This window comes from Rahnella sp. R3(2024), assembly GCF_042920125.1.
Taxonomy (GTDB): Bacteria; Pseudomonadota; Gammaproteobacteria; order Enterobacterales; family Enterobacteriaceae; genus Rahnella; species Rahnella rivi.
The window spans coordinates 3,837,418-3,857,118 of sequence record NZ_JBHGBU010000001.1 but is presented as its reverse complement, the minus strand read 5'-3'; the positions used below and the strand labels follow the sequence as shown (position 1 = coordinate 3,857,118).

26 protein-coding genes are annotated in these 19,701 nt (G+C 53.0%); 22 read left to right on the top strand and 4 right to left on the bottom strand.

The genetic code is table 11. The features are described from left to right. Position 1 precedes the first annotated feature (1 nt). Positions 2-1,486 (bottom strand): AAA family ATPase, encoded by a 1,485-nt coding sequence (locus ABSH60_RS17570; RefSeq protein ID WP_390975046.1) that lies wholly within the window; start codon positions 1,484-1,486, stop codon positions 2-4. Positions 1,487-1,598: 112 nt separating this feature from the next. On the opposite strand from ABSH60_RS17570, the gene dcm reads away from it, so the two are divergent. Continuing rightward, positions 1,599-2,915, top strand: coding sequence for a DNA (cytosine-5-)-methyltransferase (gene dcm, locus ABSH60_RS17565; RefSeq protein WP_390975044.1), 1,317 nt, complete (start codon positions 1,599-1,601; stop codon positions 2,913-2,915). Positions 2,916-3,008: 93 nt separating this feature from the next. Here dcm and ABSH60_RS17560 read toward each other — a convergent pair whose 3' ends face one another. The 3 genes from ABSH60_RS17560 to ABSH60_RS17550 are packed head-to-tail and all read right to left on the bottom strand — an operon-like array spanning position 3,009 to position 5,926. After that, positions 3,009-4,043: a phage portal protein gene (locus tag ABSH60_RS17560; protein WP_390975042.1), complete on the bottom strand. Its 1,035-nt coding sequence runs from the start codon at positions 4,041-4,043 to the stop codon at positions 3,009-3,011. Beyond that, positions 4,044-5,807, bottom strand: a complete 1,764-nt coding sequence (locus ABSH60_RS17555; protein WP_390975040.1) for a terminase large subunit domain-containing protein — start codon at positions 5,805-5,807, stop codon at positions 4,044-4,046. Continuing rightward, positions 5,804-5,926, bottom strand: coding sequence for a hypothetical protein (locus tag ABSH60_RS17550; RefSeq protein ID WP_390975038.1), 123 nt, complete (start codon positions 5,924-5,926; stop codon positions 5,804-5,806). Before ABSH60_RS17550 ends, ABSH60_RS17555 begins: the two co-directional genes overlap by 4 nt. A gap of 23 nt (positions 5,927-5,949) precedes the next feature. Here ABSH60_RS17550 and ABSH60_RS17545 point away from each other — a divergent pair, with 23 nt between their 5' ends. The 21 genes from ABSH60_RS17545 (at position 5,950) to ABSH60_RS17445 (ending at position 19,697) form a co-directional block, all read left to right on the top strand. Beyond that, complete coding sequence (locus ABSH60_RS17545) at positions 5,950-6,798, top strand: GPO family capsid scaffolding protein (protein ID WP_390975036.1); 849 nt, start codon at positions 5,950-5,952, stop codon at positions 6,796-6,798. A 35-nt stretch (positions 6,799-6,833) separates the two neighbouring features. After that, the gene (locus ABSH60_RS17540; RefSeq protein WP_390975034.1) at positions 6,834-7,973 is read left to right on the top strand and encodes a phage major capsid protein, P2 family; all 1,140 of its coding nucleotides are present in this window, start codon (positions 6,834-6,836) and stop codon (positions 7,971-7,973) included. Between the two features lie 3 nt (positions 7,974-7,976). After that, positions 7,977-8,633 carry a phage terminase small subunit gene (locus tag ABSH60_RS17535; RefSeq protein ID WP_390975032.1) on the top strand — a complete coding sequence of 219 codons (657 nt, stop codon included), beginning with the start codon at positions 7,977-7,979 and terminating at the stop codon, positions 8,631-8,633. A 95-nt stretch (positions 8,634-8,728) separates the two neighbouring features. After that, positions 8,729-9,199, top strand: a complete 471-nt coding sequence (locus ABSH60_RS17530; protein WP_390975030.1) for a head completion/stabilization protein — start codon at positions 8,729-8,731, stop codon at positions 9,197-9,199. Continuing rightward, the gene (locus tag ABSH60_RS17525; RefSeq protein WP_217172550.1) at positions 9,199-9,402 is read left to right on the top strand and encodes a tail protein X; all 204 of its coding nucleotides are present in this window, start codon (positions 9,199-9,201) and stop codon (positions 9,400-9,402) included. The genes ABSH60_RS17530 and ABSH60_RS17525 overlap by 1 nt, the downstream gene beginning before the upstream one ends. A gap of 5 nt (positions 9,403-9,407) precedes the next feature. Next, positions 9,408-9,617, top strand: coding sequence for a phage holin (locus ABSH60_RS17520; RefSeq protein WP_047609759.1), 210 nt, complete (start codon positions 9,408-9,410; stop codon positions 9,615-9,617). Further along, positions 9,598-10,107, top strand: a complete 510-nt coding sequence (locus tag ABSH60_RS17515) for a glycoside hydrolase family protein (protein WP_390975028.1) — start codon at positions 9,598-9,600, stop codon at positions 10,105-10,107. The genes ABSH60_RS17520 and ABSH60_RS17515 overlap by 20 nt, the downstream gene beginning before the upstream one ends. After that, positions 10,107-10,532, top strand: a complete 426-nt coding sequence (gene lysB / locus ABSH60_RS17510) for an Rz-like lysis system protein LysB (RefSeq protein WP_390975027.1) — start codon at positions 10,107-10,109, stop codon at positions 10,530-10,532. Before ABSH60_RS17515 ends, lysB begins: the two co-directional genes overlap by 1 nt. Beyond that, entirely contained in the window at positions 10,420-10,665 is a 246-nt protein-coding gene (gene lysC / locus ABSH60_RS17505; protein WP_390975025.1) for an Rz1-like lysis system protein LysC, read from the top strand. Before lysB ends, lysC begins: the two co-directional genes overlap by 113 nt. Further along, positions 10,628-11,095 (top strand): phage tail protein, encoded by a 468-nt coding sequence (locus ABSH60_RS17500; RefSeq protein WP_119826385.1) that lies wholly within the window; start codon positions 10,628-10,630, stop codon positions 11,093-11,095. Before lysC ends, ABSH60_RS17500 begins: the two co-directional genes overlap by 38 nt. After that, the gene (locus tag ABSH60_RS17495) at positions 11,088-11,555 is read left to right on the top strand and encodes a phage virion morphogenesis protein (RefSeq protein ID WP_390975023.1); all 468 of its coding nucleotides are present in this window, start codon (positions 11,088-11,090) and stop codon (positions 11,553-11,555) included. Before ABSH60_RS17500 ends, ABSH60_RS17495 begins: the two co-directional genes overlap by 8 nt. Positions 11,556-11,677: 122 nt before the next feature. Then, entirely contained in the window at positions 11,678-12,568 is an 891-nt protein-coding gene (locus tag ABSH60_RS17490) for a type II restriction endonuclease (RefSeq protein WP_390975021.1), read from the top strand. A 171-nt stretch (positions 12,569-12,739) separates the two neighbouring features. Beyond that, on the top strand, positions 12,740-13,381 hold the full coding sequence (locus tag ABSH60_RS17485; protein WP_390975019.1) for a phage baseplate assembly protein V: 642 nt from the start codon (positions 12,740-12,742) through the stop codon (positions 13,379-13,381). A 12-nt stretch (positions 13,382-13,393) separates the two neighbouring features. Then, on the top strand, positions 13,394-13,525 hold the full coding sequence (locus ABSH60_RS17480) for a hypothetical protein (protein WP_390975017.1): 132 nt from the start codon (positions 13,394-13,396) through the stop codon (positions 13,523-13,525). After that, on the top strand, positions 13,518-13,868 hold the full coding sequence (locus ABSH60_RS17475) for a GPW/gp25 family protein (protein WP_390975015.1): 351 nt from the start codon (positions 13,518-13,520) through the stop codon (positions 13,866-13,868). The genes ABSH60_RS17480 and ABSH60_RS17475 overlap by 8 nt, the downstream gene beginning before the upstream one ends. 3 nt (positions 13,869-13,871) lie before the next feature. Beyond that, positions 13,872-14,780: a baseplate J/gp47 family protein gene (locus ABSH60_RS17470; RefSeq protein ID WP_390975013.1), complete on the top strand. Its 909-nt coding sequence runs from the start codon at positions 13,872-13,874 to the stop codon at positions 14,778-14,780. Next, a complete protein-coding gene (locus ABSH60_RS17465; RefSeq protein ID WP_390975011.1) occupies positions 14,773-15,300 on the top strand; it encodes a phage tail protein I in 528 nt (175 codons plus the stop codon). Before ABSH60_RS17470 ends, ABSH60_RS17465 begins: the two co-directional genes overlap by 8 nt. A gap of 9 nt (positions 15,301-15,309) precedes the next feature. After that, entirely contained in the window at positions 15,310-17,601 is a 2,292-nt protein-coding gene (locus ABSH60_RS17460; RefSeq protein ID WP_390975009.1) for a phage tail protein, read from the top strand. A 1-nt stretch (position 17,602) separates the two neighbouring features. Then, positions 17,603-18,121, top strand: a complete 519-nt coding sequence (locus ABSH60_RS17455; protein ID WP_390975007.1) for a tail fiber assembly protein — start codon at positions 17,603-17,605, stop codon at positions 18,119-18,121. A 105-nt stretch (positions 18,122-18,226) separates the two neighbouring features. Continuing rightward, positions 18,227-18,367 (top strand): hypothetical protein, encoded by a 141-nt coding sequence (locus tag ABSH60_RS17450; RefSeq protein WP_162997881.1) that lies wholly within the window; start codon positions 18,227-18,229, stop codon positions 18,365-18,367. A gap of 160 nt (positions 18,368-18,527) precedes the next feature. Continuing rightward, positions 18,528-19,697 (top strand): phage tail sheath subtilisin-like domain-containing protein, encoded by a 1,170-nt coding sequence (locus ABSH60_RS17445; RefSeq protein ID WP_390975005.1) that lies wholly within the window; start codon positions 18,528-18,530, stop codon positions 19,695-19,697. The last annotated feature ends 4 nt before the right edge of the window (positions 19,698-19,701 follow it).

Genomic DNA, 19,701 nt, shown 5'->3' with positions numbered 1-19,701 from the left:
GCTATGCACCAGTTATATTTGGGGCTATTGAAGCAGCTATTAAAGACTCTTCGACGCTAGCTTCAAAAACGGGCAATCCTGATGAGAATGCAGTGGTAAGTTGTCCGAAAGTACTTAATACATGCTCCCCGCTCTCAGTTGCGAAGATATGATGACGTTTGCCATGACGAAGCACATCTTCCCATAAGTAGACGAAAAGCTTATAGCAGAGGGTGTCATGTGTTGATTGTCCATCAACTAGATCCCCTATTGAAACAAAACGATGACCAAGCATCCGATCTTCAGGAACACCGAGTATCATTAGTTTTTCATTAATTACTTTTGCGAAATGTTTCCATTCAATTGCACAAGTCATGCCTTGGACTGGAATAAGTAATGTGCCGGGTGTAGCTTGTTCATAGTCAATGGGCACATACTTTATAGCCCAGCGTCGCTTGAATGCAGTGTCAAGTGAGTTAACACCTTGGTCGCTGCTATTCATGGTTGCCAGCATCGTAAGGTTTGCAGGAAGGGATAGTTTTGCTATCGCCGCGGGTATGTGCGCGTTGATATAATCGAGCATGTCAGGATCAATATCGATCTCATATGTACTATCAGGATCGAGTAATTGGAATAAGTCGCCAAATACTGCAGCTGCCGGCGCCCTATTAATTTCCTCAATAATAAGAAAGATCCTCTGATTTGGATTTTTTTTCGCCTGAATATATGCATTCGTGAACGGGCCTGCGCGAAATTCATAGCTGATGCTTGGAGTTGGGCCATTGTTAGCCATTTTTGGCCTCAGGCTTCCTACGAAATCACTGTATTGCATGTCGGGATGGAACACGGTACGAACTTTGATAGCTCCGTTCGTCTCTTGCTCGATGGAGTAACTTTTACCGGTCCCAGGCGCGCCGAGGTAGATGGTATTTTTCTTTCTTTCAACCACTTCAAGCTCAGAAGGCACAGAGATAGTGAAGTCAGAAATCACTTGCTCAAGGAATACAATTGCTGCCTGGATATCAGAGTCACTAAATGGAATAACTTCAGCAAGGTTTTCTGGCCGTTGGTTCGTTGCAATATGCACGATTCTCGAAACCACATTAAAAAAGAGCTTTGATTGTTCTCCCGCTACAACTTTTGCTCGGGGATATGTAAATACACTCCCTGCGAGCACTCGAACCATTTTTTCGAAATATTTCCATTTAGTACACTGAACCGGACCTGTCGTTACTATGCTATCAAACGTACGCTGATCCTCAGCTGGAATATTTCTAATAGGTGACGGATTTTGCACAGAATAAAGAATAAATTGCTTGGCTTTATCACTGTCACGGATGTCTTTCAGTGACTGGAGTATGCATTGGAATGATACGTCATGAACTTTTCCTGACGAATTTTCAATCTCGAAAAAAGAACCGGTATTGAGGAACTTTACCTTAAAACCAGACGCATTATTCCATTGATTATTTTGAATTTGTAACTGCTGAATTTGTGCTTGTGACATAGTTTTTCCCGTATAGCCCGTTTTCCATTCCATTTGCCATTCGGCGTGTTGACTGATCAAGTGTACAGTGATAGGCTTTCACCAGGACAAAAACCGGATAAGGTCAACCCAAATGAATAATCAAAACAAGTCTCAGCATATCAAAAATTTGAGGGAAACATTAGGCCTTGGCCGTACAGAATTTGCTAATCTGCTTGGGCTCAGCTCAACAGGTGAAAGAACTGTTCGTGGCTGGGAAGAAGGAGAGCATGTCCCCTCTGCCGCAAAATGGAATGCAATTCTGGAGGTTGAAAAAAAGATGGTCTCGTATTTGGATAAAGCTCCTTTACGACAAAAGCCTGTAAGTGAGTCGGAATTCACATTTATTGATTTATTCGCTGGCATCGGTGGTATTCGTTACCCTTACCAACAGCAAGGTGGCCACTGCGTTTTTTCCTCCGAATGGGATAAGTTTTCACAAAAAACCTATCTGACCAATTTTGGCGAAATGCCGCATGGCGATATAACAAAAATCAAAGCTTCAGATATTCCAGACCATGATGTTCTCTTAGGTGGATTTCCCTGCCAGGCCTTTTCTCAAGCAGGATTGAAAAAAGGATTCAATGATACAAGGGGAACAATGTTCTTCGAAATTCAGCGAATCCTGGCTGCGAAACGCCCTAAAGCATTCATGCTCGAAAACGTCAAACAGCTCCAAGGTCATGACAAAGGGCGCACCCTGAAAACAATCTTGGATATCCTTACAGGCAAAGGGGATCATGATATCCCTAGTGATATCCCGATCAGCGAAGATACCCGTCAGGCATTGTCCATGAAACTTAACTACTGGGTTGATTACAAAGTACTTAGGGCCGGCGATTTTGGGGCACCTCAAAATCGTGAGCGTATTTTTATTATCGGTTTTGATAAAGATTATTTTGAAGGGGTGGATTTCGACGATATATACAATTGGCCAAAACCACCTATGTTGCCAACGAAAGTTGGCGACATTTTGGAAGATTTAAGTGGATTGTCTGGATCAGAAGATAAATACACAATCTCCGATAAACTCTGGGCTGGACATCAAAAACGCAAACTTGGGCATGCGCAAAAAGGCAATGGTTTTGGATATTCTCTTTTCGACGAAAACAGTGAATACACAAATACTATCAGCGCTCGTTACTATAAAGACGGTTCAGAGATTCTTATCGACCAATCCCCTCAAGGCAAAAACCCGAGAAAACTGACTCCTAGGGAATGTGCACGGCTCCAAGGATTTCCCGAGGAATATATCGTAGACGCTGTCTCTCACGGGCAGATCTATAAGCAATTCGGAAATTCTGTCTGCATGAATGTAATACATGCAGTATCGGAGCAGTTAGTCAAAGCCATGAAAACTGCTGAAGAACTGTCCGCTAAAAATATAGGTTATAAGCAAACAGGTAGCTGATGGATGGTCTATTGAAATAGTTCTATGACTGATAGTAATGTTCTTTGCAGCCACAGAACTAAAACCGATAATTGATGCCTATATCGTTAGGCATCAACCGCTAATTTTATTCCTTTCAAAAATATAGTTCTGAAATTGAATCATCCTAATATTTAACCAAGTGTTGATTTCACTTATCCTCTCCTGTAGCGGCGTCAGCTCGTTCCTTACGAACACCTGTGCCGCCTTCTCCACATCCCCAAATCCACCCGCATTATCAGGAATAATCCCCATCATCTGCGGCGGAACACGGTGCGCGCTCAGCAGGTCATCACGGCTGGATTTCTTAATGTTGAAAAAATCATCCTTGGTCGCTACTTCACTCAGCGGCAGAATCTGAATACCGTCTTTCTTACCGTTCGGCGCGTACATGAACAGGTTGCGGAAGTTGCCCAGGCCTTTGGTGTCCCTCATTGCCTTTCGCATTGAATCGATATCACTGCTGCTCTGGGCGGCGTCGGTCATATACAAAATGTAGCCCGCGTGCGCGCCGTTTTGGTAATACTTGCGGCGGAACAACGTCGCAGCTTCATTAAGCCAGGCAGAGTTCAGCGCACTCAGGTATTCCGGAAGACCATAAATCTCCTGGTTAATATCCGGTTCGATCAGATGAAAGATGCTGCCTGCTGCGAACTGGTGCGGTTCCTTCCAGCCTTGTACAAACCAGTACGTCCCCTCTTCCACTCCGCGACGCACATATTTAGCCGGCACGGCCTCAAATCGCAGCGGTTCCCCGAGCTGGTTGCGGATCAGTTCCAAATACGCATTTCCGAATACCAGATAGTCCAGCGCGAATTTGCTGAACTCCTGCTGGCTCAGCAATGGATGCGGGATAAACGTCGAGGCGAGGATATTACGTTTCACGTAAATCGGAGAGCTGTGATGAACGGCGGCGCGAAGACTGCGGGCAAGTCCGTCGAAGCTGACTGGCGGCTCATACCAGCGGCCGTTGCCAGTGCATTCGATATAATCCAGAATCTCGCGGCGGTCTAAAACCGGCGTGGGATCACCGAAGCTGAATACCTCTGCGCCCTGCTGGCTTTCAGTGGTCGTGGTCTGCGTGGCTTTACGGTATTTGCGCTTGCTCATTTAGTAGAACTCCAGAATGTTCGGGCTTTGTCCGCCGTTGGCGGCGGTCAGTGGTTCGTTTAACAGGGCGTGCATGATTGCCCACGCGACGTCGGCGTGGCTGGCCTCTTCACTGCGGCTGGCTTCGTAGGTTGAACGGTTGCCGCTGGCAGTCATGGTTTTGCGGATCGCCATAAACGAAGCAGTGATGTCTGTGTGTCCGGTGTCGTATTCCAGGCGGCCGGAGCTGATGGTGTCTTTTGCTTTGAGTACCAGTGCGGTTTTCACCTCGGGGCTGTAACGGATCTCACGCGCCGCAGGAAAGAACTGCTGCACAAGCTGGAATACACCCTGCCCGATGCCAGTCGCATCGATGCCGATGTACTCGACGGCATAACGATTTGTGAGTTCTTCGATGCTTTTGGCCTGCGCGGCAAAGTCCATGCCCTTCCACTGGTGACGCTCGAGCACGCGGAACTTGCCGCCGGAAACCACCGGCGGAGCAATTACCGCGCAGCCTGCGCTATCGCCGGTATGTGAAGGGTCGTAACCAATCCACACGGGACGATAGGCAAACGGTCGTTTCAGGTAGGGATCGAAGTCTTCCCACTCGTCCAGACTGTCCACCATGCAGCCCTGCAACTCGGCAAACGGGAACACCGACGCGTGATCGTCCACGAACTCACACATCAGCAGGTTTTCATATTCGGCGGGGCTGTATTCCAGTTGCAGTTGTTCCAGGTCGAACAGGTTGCAGCCACCAGACAGCGCATCTTCCACCGTTACAATCTGCCGCCACTGGCCGTCATCACACAGCACGCCTTTCGACAGGTGAGCGTGCGTCAGATCCAGGTCAATCCTGTCGGCTTTATTGCGACGGCCTTTGTTGAACAGTTCACCCGACCAGAACGGATAGGCGCTGTGTGCCAGGCTGGACGGCGTGGAAAAATAGGTGCTACGCCATTTTTTATGCAGCGACATACCGGAGGCCACTTTGCGCAGCTCCTGAAATTTGGGGATCCAGAAGTATTCGTCCAGGTACAGGTTGCCGGTGTAGCTCTGCGCGGTGCGGACGTTGGTACCGAGGAAAATCAGCCGTGCACCGTTCGGCAATACTATCGGGTCGCCTTTTAAATCGACGTCAACCTGTCTCGCAAAGTCGATGATGTAGTTCTTAAAGACGTGCGCCTGCGCCTTACTTGCCGACAGGAAAATCTGATTACGGCCGGTGGTCAGCGCATCAATCAGGGCTTCCCGGGCAAAGTAGAATGTTGCGCCAATCTGGCGGGACTTGAGGATGTTGCGGATACGGTGCTGAAGCCCTGCCTGATGCCATCCGCGCTGATACTCAAACGAGGTTTCAATGAAGATGTCGCCGAGTTTTTCAATGGCCTCATCACTGAAAACATTCTTATCGGGTACCTTTCGTTCGCCCTTGTTGCGGTTAGCAACATTCGGGTTTAAATCAGCCTCGCTGCCAGTATGGTTGTAACGGTTCACCCGAGCCAGGCGTTCAATCTGCCGGCCTAACAGGTCGATCTCTTTGTAGTCCTTCCCCTCCTTCACATCTTTCATGACGAGCTGGATCAGCCGCGCTTCCATGCTGGTTTCCACGCGGGAAATGGGCGCAATGGCCTCCCACTGATCGCGAGTTTTCCAGCTCTGCACGGTCGGCGTTTTTTGGCACAGCATCTCCCCGATTTGCCGGACAGAAAAGCCCTGCCAGTAAAGCAGTGCCGCCTGTCGGCGCGGGTCGCTGATGATGGTGGAGTTTGAAATATTCATGCCGCCACGTTACCGGCCAGACAGCCGTTTTTCGCGCTGCCCACGTTGTGCCATCGGGCAACAACCCGCATCGGCTGGCGGCCTGTGGTGACTCTCTGGAAACTAACTCCTGTTCTCAACACTCATTACCGGAGTCAGTTACATGGCAAAGAAAGTATCGAAATGGTTCCGTATCGGGGTCGAAGGCGACACCTGCGATGGCCGCGAAATTGATGCTAACGACATCAAACAAATGGCGGAGACGTACAGCGCGAAAGCCTACGGTGCCCGCGTCAATCTGGAGCACATTAAAGGCGTATTGCCGACCAGCGATTTCCGCCGTTATGGCGACGTGATCCAGCTGAAAGCCGAACAAATTGATGATGCAGCTGAACCGCTGCTGCATGACAAATGGGCGCTGTACGCGATGATCAGCCCGACTGCGGATTTAACGCAGATGGTCGGCGACGGGCAGAAGGTTTACACCTCGATGGAGATCAAACGTAACTTCGCCAATTCCAATAAATCCTACCTGGTCGGTCTGGCCGTCACCGATGACCCCGCAAGCCTCGGCACTGAAATGCTGGAGTTCAGCCGTACGGCAAAACAGAACCCGCTGGCCGGTCGTAAAACCGATCCCGAAAGCCTCTTCACCGCCGCCACCGAAGCACTGATTGAGTTTGAAGATGCGCCGGAAACTGCCCCTTCTCTTTTCGCCCTGGTGAAACAAAAGCTTTCACGTAAACAGGCGTCAGACGATGCCCGCCTGGCCGATGTTCATGAAGCCGTCAGCGAAGTCGCTCAATACGCTCAGACCGGACTGGATAAGCATGAAACCAGCCTGACTGACCTGCTGAGCCGCGTCGATACTCTGGAAAAATCCACCGCTGCCGAACATGAAGCCCTCACTGAATTGAAAGGCAAGTTAGCGCAGACACCGGCGCAGAAATTCGGCCAGCGTCCGCAAGCCACCGGCGGCGCAGGCGTAGACGAGACGGTCACCGACTGCTGATCCGACACCTTTAACTCATTATCAGGAAACACCTCATGAAAAAAGAAACGCGCTTTAAATTTAATGCGTTCCTGTCTCAGCTCGCCAAACTCAACAACGTTGACGTCGGCACGCTGGACAAGAAATTTAACGTCGAGCCGTCCGTCACGCAGACGCTGATGACCAGATTACAGGAATCCTCAGAGTTTCTGACCCGTATTAACATCATTCCGGTAGACGAAATGATGGGCGCGAAAGTGGGCGTCGGTGTGACCGGCACGATTGCCAGTACCACCAACACTGACGCCGGTGACGAACGTGAAACGGCTGATTTCACCAAGCTGGATCAGGAAGGCTATCACTGCACCAAAACCAACTACGACTTCCACTGGATGTACAGCAAGCTGGACTTATGGGCGCGCTATAACGATTTTCAGACCCGTTTGCGTGACGCCATTATCAAGCGTCAGGCGCTGGATCGCATCCTGGTCGGCTTTAACGGTATTTCCCGCGCACCGACGTCTAACCGCGTTCAGAATCCGCTGTTGCAGGATGTCGGCGTGGGCTGGCTGCAAAAATACCGTATGAATGCCCCAACCAAAGTGATGGGCATGATTGTCGCCGAAGACGGTACCGTGACCAATGAGGCGGTCAAAATCGGTGGCGAAGGTGAATACAAAAACCTCGACGCGCTGGTCTTTGATGCGGTGAATGAACTGATCGACCCAATCTATCAGGACGACACCGACCTGGTGGTGATCTGCGGCCGCAAGCTGCTCGCGGATAAGTATTTCCCGCTGATCAACAAACAGCAGCCGAACACTGAGGCAATGGCTGCCGATCTGATCATCAGTCAGAAACGCATCGGCAATCTGCCCGCCGTGCGTGTGCCCGGCTTCCCTGCCAATGCCATGCTGATCACCCGTCTGGATAACTTGTCCATTTACTGGCAGGACGGCACGCACCGCCGCCACGTTGAGGAAGTACCAAAGCGTGACCGTATCGAAAACTACGAATCCATTAACGAGGATTACGTGGTGGAAGACTATGGCTGCGGTTGCCTGATCGAGAACATCGAGGTAACCGCCGGTGCAGATGACAAGGACGAAAAAGCTGAACTCAGCAAATTCACCTCGGCGATTGTTGACGCCATCAAAACTGCATCCGGTACCACTGCACCGGCGGCTCAGGAGTAAACCATGACCAGCCCTGCCCGACGTCATTTGTTGCGGCAGTCAGCTATCGAAGCCGCGCAGCAGGATACCAGCCTGCTGCGTCATGCCACCGGCTATGAACTGCTGCTGCAAAAGCTTAATGCTGACCAGAAAGCCCTGAAGAAAGCCTATTCCGCTGAGAAAAAGGCAGGACTCAAACGCAAGATGCTGCCCGAATATGCGCCTTGGGTGGCGGGCGTTCTCGCCGAGGGTAAAGGCGCACAGGACGCCATCCTGATGACCATCATGATCTGGCGGATTGATGCCGGTGATTATGCCGGTGCGCTGGAAATCGCCCGCTATGCGCTGCATTACAAGCTGGCGATGCCGTTCGGCAAACGTCCTGCTGGTTATGCACTGGCGGAGGAAATCGCCGACATGAGCACCCGCGCTCATGCTGCCGGTGAGCCGGTCAGTCTCGATGTACTGATGACCACGATGGAACTGACTGACAGTCAGGACATGCCGGATCAGGTGCGTGCCAAGTTGCACAAAATCACCGGCTACCTGTATCGCGACGCGGAGAAACTGCCGCTCGCCCTGCAACACCTGAAACGCGCCTTCCAACTAAACAGCAACTGCGGCGTTAAAAAGGATATTGAGCGGCTGGAATCAGCCATCAAAAAGGCTGCCAGCAGCTAAACAGAACGCGCCCCGCGCCGGACGGCACGCCAGCCGCGACAGGTCTGTGACCTCGTTCAACGCTGGCGTCCACCGTCCCCTATTCAGAGGTCACTATGTCTCTTGTTGTACCTGCACCAATGCCGGATGCGGCGACGGAACCCGCGATTAAAAACACGCACTTCTGGCCGGATATCAATCCGGTGGAGTTACGCGACACGCTGCGCCTGGAAGGAACGGTGACCGCCAAACGTCTGCGAGCCGTCATTAAGTACGCGCTGACCGAAGTTAACGCCGAGCTTTACAGCTACCGCGTCGCACAGCTGGCTCAGGGATACAAAACTCTCGCTGATGTCCCGGCTGACCAGATTGATGACGAAAGTATCAAAGTCTGTGCCTATCTGCGGGCGGTTTCCTCCATTACGGCTGCCATTCTGGCGGAACGATATCCGAACAGTGATACCACCGATGCTGGCAGTAAAAAGGCGGAGATTGTCGAAAGTACGGTTGATGAACTGTGGCGTGATGGCCGCAATGCGATCAGCGATGTCGCTGGCGTGTCGCACTGTGTGATCGGTCTGCTCTGATGAAAGTCTATGCCGAACAGGACGATACCGTGGATTCACTCTGCTGGAGGTACTACGGGCGCACCGAATCGGTGATGGAACAGGTTTACGCGGCTAACGTTGGCTTAGCCGCTCGCGGGGCAATTTTGCCCCATGGCTACGCGGTGGAGCTGCCGGATATTACTCAGGCCGCAGTCAGCGAAACCGTCTCACTTTGGGACTGATGACCATGGAGCGCATCACCTCGTTTATTTGTTATTGCGTCGCGGCCTTTCTGGCGTGGCTCGGCGCAATGTCGCCGCAGGATATTGCCTTTTTAGTCGGTGCCGCCGTCGGCGTGGCGACCTTTCTGGTGAACTGGTACTACCGGCGCAAAACTTACCGCCTGCTGAAAGCTATGGGCGTCAGAGGAGACATAAATGCAGCCATCAATCGTTAGACGCTGCGCCGTCGCCGCCGTCCTGGCGATTGCCGCGCTGCTGCCGCAAACGCCGAACCTGAAAACCTCCGCCGCCGGTCTGGCACTGATTGCCGATTTTGAAGGCTGCCGCCTATCCGCCTATCAGTGCAGCGCGGGTGTCTGGACAAACGGCATCGGGCACACCGCAGGCGTGAAACCGCAAACGCACATCAGCGAACGTCAGGCCGCCATGAATCTGGTGGAAGACGTGATACTGGTGGAGAAAGGCATTGCCCGATGTATGCCGGTTGCCATGCCGCAGCCGGTGTATGACGCCGTGGTGTCGTTCGCGTTCAACGTCGGCGTGACGGCGGCGTGTAAATCCACGCTGGCGTTTTTTATCAGCAAGGGAAAATGGCGAGACGCCTGCGAGCAGTTGCCGCGCTGGGTGTTTGTGAACGGTGTCCGCGTCACCGGCCTGGAGCGCCGCCGCGCGAATGAGCTGGCCTACTGCCTGCGGGGAGTCTGATGCGCGTTTTAATTTTATTACTGCTGGCAGCCTGCGCGCTGGCGGGGCTGCAAACCTTGCGTATTAGTGGCCTGCATGATGAAGCCGACCAGGCAAAGCGCATCGTCGGCACGCTTTCCGCTGGTATCGAAAGCCGAGACAACGCCATTAACCGCCTGAACGATGATGCTGTGACGCGGGAACGCCAGGAACAAAGCCTGCGCACCCAGCTCGCACGGGCAAGTCAGGAGGCGCGGGATCGTGAAGTTCACATTCAAAGGTTACTTAATGAAAATCAGGAAATGCGCGACTGGTATGGCGCTCGTCTGCCTGATGGTATTAGCCGGATGCACGCACGTCCCGCCTTTGCCAGCGCCGCAGATTATTTACATTGGCTGTCCGGCGGTAACCAGTTGCCCGATACCGGCAAGCTCACCGGTCACTAACGGCGACTTAAGCGCCGATGTCAGAAACCTGGAGGCCGCGCTGACGGCCTGCGGCCTCCAGGTGGAAGCGGTCAAACAATGCCAGGAGGAACACCGTGTTAAAACCCGCACAGCTACGCAAAGCCTTAACTGACGCCGTGCCGGTGCTGCAAACCAGCCCCGACACGCTGCGGATGTTTGTGGATAACGGGCGCATCGTTTCCACGTTAGCCAGCTCGCTGTCGTTTGAATACCAGTATCAGACTGAGCTGCTTATCACCAACTTTGCCCAGGACTGCGATCTGATTATTGTGCCGATTCTGGCGTGGCTGCGTGAGAACCAGCCGGACATTATGGCGACGCCGGAAAAGCAGCAGACCGGCTTTAAATTTAAGGCTGATATGCTGGATGATGGTTCCTACGATATCGCTATTGATGTGCAGCTCACCGAGCGCGTGATCGTCAAACAGATTGATGCCGGTCTGTATGTTGAACACTTTCCGGAACCTCCGCTGCCGGAGCCGGTGGAAAGGCCGCGTGAGCTGTATCTGCACGGCGAGTTAGTGAGCCAGTGGCATGAGTGAACTGTCAGCGTTTGATACCCGTCTGGCAGGGCTAATTGCGGCGCTGTCACCGCAAAGTCGCAAGGCAATGGCCGCAGCCATTGCGAAGCGTCTGCGCAAACATCAGCAGCAGCGCATTAAGCAGCAGGTCACGCCGGAGGGGCAGCCCTTCACACCGCGCCGCCCGCAGCCGTTGCGCGCAAAGAAAGGCCGCATTAAGCGGGAGATGTTCGCCAAACTCCGAACGGCAAAATACATGAAAGTCAAAGGCACGGCTGACGACGCGGTGGTTGAATTTACCGGCCAGGTCCAGCGCATGGCAAAGGTGCATCAGTACGGGCTGCGGGATCGCCCGTCAGTCCGTGCAAAAGAAATACAGTATCCGGCGCGCCCGCTGTTAGGACTGGACGCTGAAGATATGAAGATCGTTGAGGAGGAATTGGTATTGTTACTTTATAAGTCTTTTAAATCATTTAGTTAAGATGCATTTGATTTTTATACTTGCAAATTTTAGTATAACTATTGAAAGTAGATGTTGTTTAGCAAAAAATTTATTTAAACATAAACAGTGGCGGTTAAATTTTAATTATAGGGAATTAAACAATGGAAGAAAAGATAGAGAACTTAATAAAGCTTCCAATTGCAGAGAATTTAAAGTTCGCTAAGTTCATTGCTGCGAATAGGAAAAAGTTCATCTCCTCACCTAAGATTACAGCTCAGAAATCCACTTCAAGTAATAGCGACCTCATATTGGGTCTCCTAAGTGAGGGCCATGTAACCAAAGCAATAATTGAGCTTAGGGAGCTTTCTTACGATGAATTTTTGAAAGAAGAGTCAATTTTTAATTCTTTTATACTAAAAGAAATAAGCGAAAAATTTGATGCACCAAAAGAAAAATTAGACTATTTTTGCCACCGATTAAATGGTATGGATAATACCAATTTCGATTCTTTAAGGGATAATGTCAGAGACATATTTGGCATGTACTCAGGCTATATAAGCCCATATATATATCAATTATGCCTAAGTAACACCCAGTCAAGAAGATCAAGAGCTGGGAGTGTTTTTGAAGGAATAATTTACTTTCTGTATGAGCATTATGGTTATCCATATGCTTCTCAGGCGAGCATAGGAAAAAAGAATTTTTCAGACTTAGGATTAGGCAAGGTAGTTGATTCAATACTTCCAAGCGTTGATGCTTTTAATCAGCGTAGAGATAAGACCATTGTAGGAACAATGAAAACAACTTTAAGAGAACGCTGGCAAGAAGTTGTGGAAGAAGTTGCAAGGTCAAACCTCCCGAATATTCACTTACTTACGGTAGATGATACAATTTCTAGCGATAAAGCAGACCAGATGGCAAAACATAATATAGTTCTCGTTGTACGTGATGATATAAAAAGTCGTAATGAATTAAGACATCGAAGGAGCATAATAGACTTTGAAACATATTTCCTCGATGAATTACCTTCAACATTGAAATTTTGGAAATAGTTTAGACTCACACCCAATTAACTTTTCAAATGAATGACTTTTTATGAAGGAAAGTTCTATTTTTTGAGGACTACCATTTAAAAAAATTATTAACTCCGGACTATGTTGTGCCTTAGATAGTCAACCTGCCTCAAATTGTATGCCGCCTGACAGGGCGGCATTCTTTTATGCATGAATACATCCATTCCCAAACACGACATGCCGCGCCTGCTGCGCAATCTGATCCGCATTGGCACCGTTGCCGAGGTGGATTTAGTTGCAGGCACTTGCCGCGTGAACACCGGCGGAAACGTCACCGACTGGCTGCACTGGCTGACCTCCCGCGCGGGTCGTTCCCGTTCCTGGTGGGCACCGTCTGCCGGTGAGCAGGTTCTGCTGTTCTGCCTGGGTGGCGAACTCGAAACCGCCTTTGTGATGCCCGGCGTTTTCTCTGATGAATTCCCCGCCCCGTCTGCCTCGGCGGATGCCGTACACGTCACTTTCCCTGACGGCGCAGTGATCGAGTACGAACCCAAAACCGGTGCGCTGCTGGCAACCGGCATTAAGTCCGCCACGGTAAACGCCTCGGAAAAAGTCGCGGTAACTGCACCGGATATAACCTGCACGGCGAAAACGCGCATCACGCTCGACTCGCCGGAAGTGGTCTGCACGAAAAAACTCACCACCGGCACTATCGAAATCAAACAGGGCGGCACCATGACAGGCAACCTCACACACAGCGGCGGCAGCATCACATCAAACGGCGTGGTTGTGCATAACCATAAACACGGCGGCGTCCAGACGGGCGGCGGTAATACCAGCACACCGATCTAATAAGGGGATTTAATGAGCAAGAATCTAAAAGTATTTTTGTCTGTTTTCGCTGCCGCAATAGCAGGTGTCATGCTGGCAAGCGGGACGAATGGCTGGTGGTTAGTGGCGGGTATCGGCGTGTACCTGTTGTTTAAAAATGACTAAAGCTAAATACATCGGGTTAGCTCGCGATACGGGGCGCAGCGTTGAAGACCTGGCACACATTCAGCAGTCGGTCAGCGACATTTTGCGCACGCCCGTCGGTTCCCGCGTCATGCGCCGTGACTATGGTTCACTGCTGTCTGAACTGACTGACCGCCCGCAGAATGCCGCGCTGCGGCTGCAAATCATGGCGGCCTGTTACAGCGCGATCCTCAAATGGGAGCCGCGCGTCAGCCTGACCGGCATCACCTTTGAAACGACGTTCGACGGGAAAGCGGTGGTTGAACTCACCGGCATCCGCAAAGACACGTCCGCCGCCATCTCCTTAACCCTTCCAGTGAGCTGAATAATGGCAACTATCGACCTGAGCCAGTTACCCGCCCCCGACGTGGTGGAGGTGCTGGATTACGAAATCCTGCTGGCAGAACGCAAAGCCACGCTGGTGTCGCTGTATCCCGAAGACCAGCAGGCCGCCATCGCCCGCACATTGACGCTGGAGTCTGAGCCGATTGTGAAGCTGCTGGAGGAGAACGCTTACCGCGAAGTAATCCTGCGTCAGCGGGTTAATGAAGCTGCGCAGGCGGTGATGCTAGCTTTTGCCACCGGAACAGACCTGGACAATATCGCCGCCACGTTCAGCGTTGAACGCCTAACGATCACGCCTGCGGATACGGTCAGCGTGCCCGCCGTGGCGGCGGTGATGGAAAGCGATGCGGATTTACGTATCCGTGCGCAGCAGGCGTTTGAAGGGCTGAGCGTGGCCGGTCCGGTTGGCGCGTATGAGTATCACGGGCGCTCAGCCGACGGGCGCGTGGCGGATATTTCGGTGATCAGTCCGTCGCCCGCGTGCGTCACTATTTCCGTGCTGGCACAGACCGGCAACGGCACCGCCCCCGCTGACCTGCTGGCGAAAGTGCAAGCCGCGCTCAACGATGAAAACGTGCGCCCCGTGGCCGACCGCGTGACCGTTCAGTCAGCAACCGTCGTGAATTACACCATTGATGCCGTGCTGTATTTGTTCCCTGGTCCCGAAGCCGAACCCATTCGCGCAGCCGCCGAGGCGAAGCTTATCGCCTACACCACCGCGCAGCACCGTTTAGGCCGCGACATCCGGCTGTCGGCCATTTACGCCGCGCTGCACGTTGAGGGCGTCCAGCGGGTAGAGCTGAAAAGCCCGAAGGCCGACATCGAGCTGGACAAAACCCAGGCGTCATTCTGCACCGCGTACACCCTGAAAGTGGGCGGCTACGATGAGTGATCGCCTGCTGCCCGTCGGTTCATCAGCGCTGGAGGTGGCCGCCGCCGACGCCTGCGCCGCGCTTGAAAACGTACCGGTGCCGCTGCGGCAGCTCTGGGATCCGCTGACCTGTCCGGCAAAGTTTTTGCCCTATCTGGCCTGGGCGCTGTCGGTAGACCGCTGGGATGAAAACTGGCCGGTTGCCACTAAGCGGCGCGTGATTCAGTCGGCCTGGTTCATTCACTGCCATAAGGGAACCATTGGCGCTATTCGGCGCGTTGTGGAGCCGCTCGGCTACCTGATTAACGTGACCGAGTGGTGGGAAACCAACGACGAACCGGGGACGTTTCGCCTGGACATCGGCGTGCTGGAAACCGGCATCACCGAGGAAATGTATTTAGAGATGGAGCGGCTGATAGCCGATGCCAAACCCGCAAGCCGCCATCTGATTGGGCTGACCATCACCCAGGATATTAAAGGCGACGTTTACATTGGCGCAGCACAGTACGTCGGCGAGCTGCTGACCGTTTACCCCGCATAAGAGGACGATATGAGCACATTTAAATCCGTTGTCACCACGCTCGGCCAGGCGCGCATCGCGGCGGCCATTGCGGCAGGGACTGACATCAACATTACGCAGCTGGCCGTCGGCGACGGAAACGGCAAGGCAACAACGCCGATCGCTACGCAGACAAAACTGGTGAAAGAGATGTACCGCACGCCGCTCAATTCCTTAAAGCTGGATCCGACTCATGGCAACTGGGTGATTGCCGAAGCGGTGCTGTCTGCCAGCGTCGGCGGTTTTTGGATGCGCGAAATGGGGCTATTCAGCAGCGACGGCGCGCTGATTGCCGTCTGCAACATGGCGGACACCTATAAACCGACGCTGGCGGAAGGTTCAGGCCGTACGCAGACGTTGCGCATGGTCATTGCGGTCAGCAACACCGAAGCGATCAGCCTGCTGATCGACGACTCGGTGATTATGGCGACGGAACAGTATGTGAATGACCTGCTAGCCGCGCATGAAAAATCCCGTAACCACCCCGACGGCACGCTGACGGCAAAAGGTTTTGTCCAGCTCAGCAGCTCGGTCAGCAGTACCAGCGAAGCGCTGGCCGCCACGCCAAAAGCGGTGAAGGCTGTGAATGACAACGCCAACAGCCGTGTCCCTTCCACGCGTAAAATTAACGGTAAGGCATTAAGCGCTGACCAAACTCTGACGGCGGCGGACGTGGGGGCGCTGCCTGTAGCATCCGCTGTACTGGGCACGACAAATATCAATACACTTAACCTGGCAAAAATAGGCGTCTACGTGCAGAGCACCGGCGCGAATGCCACGGTCGCGAATGGCTATCCGGCGGGCTCGCAGGCGGCGGGCGTGCTGGAGGTGATCCCCGCTTCCTGGACAGGCGGCGTTCTCCAGCGTTACACGGTGCAAAATACCGGCCTGGTGTGGACACGTGCGCTCAATGCCTCCTGGAATGGCAGCGATGGACCATGGCGTAACTGGGAGCAAGTGAGCGCAGTCAATTCCGTTAACGTACCCACCGCCATTCTGACCGCTACCGATATTAATACTTTGGGTTTTGCCAGCGGCAACTCAGGCACGGCGATTTACTCACAGCCTAAAAATGTGAACGCGACCGCCGCGCTGCACTATCCCCAGACCATCGCGGGTACGCTGTACGTGACACCCAGCGCCTACGGCTGCCAGCAGATGTATGTGACGTTTACAGGCAATATCTGGAATCGCGGATTGTCTGCTGACTGGAACGGGGCAGATGGTCCCTGGAAAGAATGGGTGCCGACCTATAGCGCAAACAACAAGCCGACGGCGGCAGACGTAGGCGCCTGGACGGCAGCGCAAAGTGTCGCCAGTGAAAAGGCGCTGTCTGATGAAATTGCCACGGCCTTTAAAATCCGTAACAACTTAACCGCAGCGGATACCCCGAACACCTTGCGCGGCAGCAGCATGTTTGGGCATTACGGCGTGCCAGGTGCTGCTGCGGCGACCACGGAAAAAGGCTATCCGATAAATAATTTTGTCGGCGTGATTTTCGTTACCTGGGGTCCGAATGCGACGCAGCAAATTGCTTTCAATAACAACGGGCGGCAATTCACCCGCTCTATGACGGGGGCGTGGAACGGTGTCGATGGTCCATGGTCTGCCTGGAATGAAATTTACTGTCAGGCCAACAAACCGACTCCGGCAGACGTCGGCGCGTTACCGGCGGGCGGAACGGCCGTGGCAGCGTCCAAACTCGCCACCGCCCGGAAGATTGCCGGTGTAGCCTTTGACGGCACCAAAGACATCAACCTCACCAACTCGAATGTCGGGCTGGGGAATGTCGGGAACTTTTCCGCTGTTCAGCAAGGCGGCGGTGCCGGTATGCAGAGCAATAAAGTCTATATCGGCTGGACGGGTTCTAAGGTCAAAATTCAGGTAGATGCTTCTGATATGGGAGAGGTTTACACCACCAATTTCCCGCCGCCGCAGCAAGATTTGTCAGGGTATGCTCACCGTGATTGGATCACCTATGTTGGCCTCGAGGCTGATAACCCAAATGCCCCTTACATGAGGCGTGCATCAAATAATGCGCTGGTTTATTTAGCAACCAGCGCCTGGTCGGACTCTCGCTTTATTTATGACGTGCAGCGCGGCAGCCAGGCGCTGGAGAATGCGGGATGGACGGCGCAACAGAACTGGGAAGCGCCTACCGGTTGTTTCATGACGGGGTTAAATATCCGCTCGGATATGGGCGACTGCCGAATGATGGGGAAATACTACCGCGCATTAATGATTAGAACGGCCAGCGGAAGCTGGCGTCAGGTGGGTAACTAAGATGATCACATTTAAAAATATCAAAATTTCTAAGCAGGTGTTAGAGGAAGGCATTCCCCTGCCCGTGATGTATTTCGAAGATGAAACGGGTCAGGACTGGTACAAACTGCGAGATGAAAAATGGCAGGGCGAAAACTGTTTCATTGCCGTTGGTGCTGACGGATTTATTTCTACCTGGTCGGGTAACCCTAACTTTCTCACCTTATCTGAAGGCGTGAGCATTTACGAAATCAGCCCGGAAGCGTTGCCCGAAGATATCAGAGATCACCCTTACAGCTATGAGAACGGCGAGTTCGTGAAATTTGTACAGCCTGCGATTGAGGTCGCAGCACAGCAAAAAAGTACGTTGCTCAGTCAGGCCGCCGCCGCCATTGCTCCGCTACAGGATGCGGTTGATGTTGACGACGCCACCGACGATGAACTGGCAAGCCTGAAAGCCTGGAAGAAATTCCGCGTTGCGCTGAATCGCCTCGATTTATCCGCTGCGCCGGAAATCGACTGGCCTGCTGTACCTGAGTAAATTGATCGCTGAAAACGATCAATTACGGATAATTGATCAGTAGTAACTATTTGAACATGTCCTGCATATGTCTAAGGATATCCTCAGACTTTTTAGGAGGATGAAATGGAATTAAACCAGGAAGAAGCGGAGATAGTTGCGGGATTTATCGCGGCAAACTGGGCGGCATTTTCGCAAGCCGCTGAGGGCGTGATATCCGTTTGTGCTTTGCACCGGCTGGCTGAAAAATTAGGGTTGGAGAATTAACTCCTCCGCTTTTCAATTCTATTGACCACTGCCCCCACGAGGGGCTTTTTTGTATCTGGCCTTCACCACGTTGTGCCATTTCCCACACACCCCGCCCGCCGTGCCTGATTGTCCCCAACACGCGATGATTGACCTCACCCAAATCACAGGAAAAAACACCATGGCTGATTATCATCACGGTGTGCGCGTTGTTGAAATCAACAACGGCACCCGCGTTATCTCCACCGTTTCCACCGCAATCATCGGGATGGTCTGCACCAGCGATGATGCGGACGCCGACGCGTTCCCGCTGGATACGCCGGTGCTTATCACCAACGTACTGACCGCCGCCGGCAAGGCCGGTAAAACCGGCACACTCCGCGCCTCACTGATGGCAATTGCCAACCAGGCGAAACCCGTTGTCGTTGTTGTGCGCGTGGCGGCAGGTGACACCGAGGCGGAAACCACCTCGAACATCATCGGCGGCACCGACGCCACCGGCATGTATACCGGCATGAAAGCCCTGCTGTCCGCCCAAACCGAACTCGGCGTGAAGCCGCGCATTCTCGGCGTGCCGGGGCTGGATAATCTGGACGTCGCGACGGCGCTCGGTGCCGTGTGTCAGCAGCTGCGCGCCTTTGGCTACGTAAGCGCCTACGGCTGCAAAACCGTGTCCGATGCCATCAAGTACCGGGAGAATTTCAGCCAGCGTGAGCTGATGGTCATCTGGCCGGATTTCGTCGCCTGGAACACCACCACCAACGCCAGCGACATCGCGCCCGCCACCGCCTATGCCCTCGGCCTGCGTGCCAAAATCGACGCCGAAACCGGCTGGCATAAAACCCTGTCAAACGTCGGCATCAACGGCGTGACCGGCCTGTCTGCCAGCGTCTATTGGGATTTACAGACCACCGGCACCGACGCCGACCTGCTGAACCAGGCGTGCGTCACCACGCTTATCCGCAAAGGCGGATTTAAGTTCTGGGGGCAGCGCACCTGCTCTGACGATCCGCTGTTCCTGTTTGAGAACTACACCCGCACCGCGCAGGTGCTGGCGGACACCATGGCCGAAGCGCACCTGTGGGCAATGGACAGGCCAATGACCCCGACGCTTATCAAAGACATGATTGCGGGCATCAACGCCAAACTGCGCGAAATGAAAACCGCCGGTCTGATCATCGACGGCACCTGCTGGTACGACGCGGAGGCTAACACCGTCGAAACCCTGAAAGCGGGCAAGCTGTTCATTGATTACGACTATACGCCGGTGCCGCCGCTGGAAGATTTAACCCTGCGTCAGCGCATCACCGATCAGTACCTGGCGACGTTCGCCACGGCCATCAACAGCTAAGAGG

Coding starts and splice junctions, on each gene's coding strand:
- ABSH60_RS17475 (WP_390975015.1), top strand. CDS start 13,518: ATGACTAAAGCTAAATACATCGGGTTAGCTCGCGATACGGGGCGCAGC.
- ABSH60_RS17465 (WP_390975011.1), top strand. CDS start 14,773: ATGAGTGATCGCCTGCTGCCCGTCGGTTCATCAGCGCTGGAGGTGGCC.
- ABSH60_RS17445 (WP_390975005.1), top strand. CDS start 18,528: ATGGCTGATTATCATCACGGTGTGCGCGTTGTTGAAATCAACAACGGC.
- ABSH60_RS17530 (WP_390975030.1), top strand. CDS start 8,729: ATGTCTCTTGTTGTACCTGCACCAATGCCGGATGCGGCGACGGAACCC.
- ABSH60_RS17535 (WP_390975032.1), top strand. CDS start 7,977: ATGACCAGCCCTGCCCGACGTCATTTGTTGCGGCAGTCAGCTATCGAA.
- ABSH60_RS17495 (WP_390975023.1), top strand. CDS start 11,088: ATGAGTGAACTGTCAGCGTTTGATACCCGTCTGGCAGGGCTAATTGCG.
- ABSH60_RS17520 (WP_047609759.1), top strand. CDS start 9,408: ATGGAGCGCATCACCTCGTTTATTTGTTATTGCGTCGCGGCCTTTCTG.
- ABSH60_RS17555 (WP_390975040.1), bottom strand. CDS start 5,807: ATGAATATTTCAAACTCCACCATCATCAGCGACCCGCGCCGACAGGCG.
- dcm (WP_390975044.1), top strand. CDS start 1,599: ATGAATAATCAAAACAAGTCTCAGCATATCAAAAATTTGAGGGAAACA.
- ABSH60_RS17460 (WP_390975009.1), top strand. CDS start 15,310: ATGAGCACATTTAAATCCGTTGTCACCACGCTCGGCCAGGCGCGCATC.
- ABSH60_RS17545 (WP_390975036.1), top strand. CDS start 5,950: ATGGCAAAGAAAGTATCGAAATGGTTCCGTATCGGGGTCGAAGGCGAC.
- ABSH60_RS17540 (WP_390975034.1), top strand. CDS start 6,834: ATGAAAAAAGAAACGCGCTTTAAATTTAATGCGTTCCTGTCTCAGCTC.
- lysB (WP_390975027.1), top strand. CDS start 10,107: ATGCGCGTTTTAATTTTATTACTGCTGGCAGCCTGCGCGCTGGCGGGG.
- ABSH60_RS17515 (WP_390975028.1), top strand. CDS start 9,598: ATGCAGCCATCAATCGTTAGACGCTGCGCCGTCGCCGCCGTCCTGGCG.
- ABSH60_RS17450 (WP_162997881.1), top strand. CDS start 18,227: ATGGAATTAAACCAGGAAGAAGCGGAGATAGTTGCGGGATTTATCGCG.
- ABSH60_RS17485 (WP_390975019.1), top strand. CDS start 12,740: ATGAATACATCCATTCCCAAACACGACATGCCGCGCCTGCTGCGCAAT.
- ABSH60_RS17560 (WP_390975042.1), bottom strand. CDS start 4,043: ATGAGCAAGCGCAAATACCGTAAAGCCACGCAGACCACGACCACTGAA.
- lysC (WP_390975025.1), top strand. CDS start 10,420: ATGGTATTAGCCGGATGCACGCACGTCCCGCCTTTGCCAGCGCCGCAG.
- ABSH60_RS17570 (WP_390975046.1), bottom strand. CDS start 1,486: ATGTCACAAGCACAAATTCAGCAGTTACAAATTCAAAATAATCAATGG.
- ABSH60_RS17525 (WP_217172550.1), top strand. CDS start 9,199: ATGAAAGTCTATGCCGAACAGGACGATACCGTGGATTCACTCTGCTGG.
- ABSH60_RS17490 (WP_390975021.1), top strand. CDS start 11,678: ATGGAAGAAAAGATAGAGAACTTAATAAAGCTTCCAATTGCAGAGAAT.
- ABSH60_RS17455 (WP_390975007.1), top strand. CDS start 17,603: ATGATCACATTTAAAAATATCAAAATTTCTAAGCAGGTGTTAGAGGAA.
- ABSH60_RS17470 (WP_390975013.1), top strand. CDS start 13,872: ATGGCAACTATCGACCTGAGCCAGTTACCCGCCCCCGACGTGGTGGAG.
- ABSH60_RS17480 (WP_390975017.1), top strand. CDS start 13,394: ATGAGCAAGAATCTAAAAGTATTTTTGTCTGTTTTCGCTGCCGCAATA.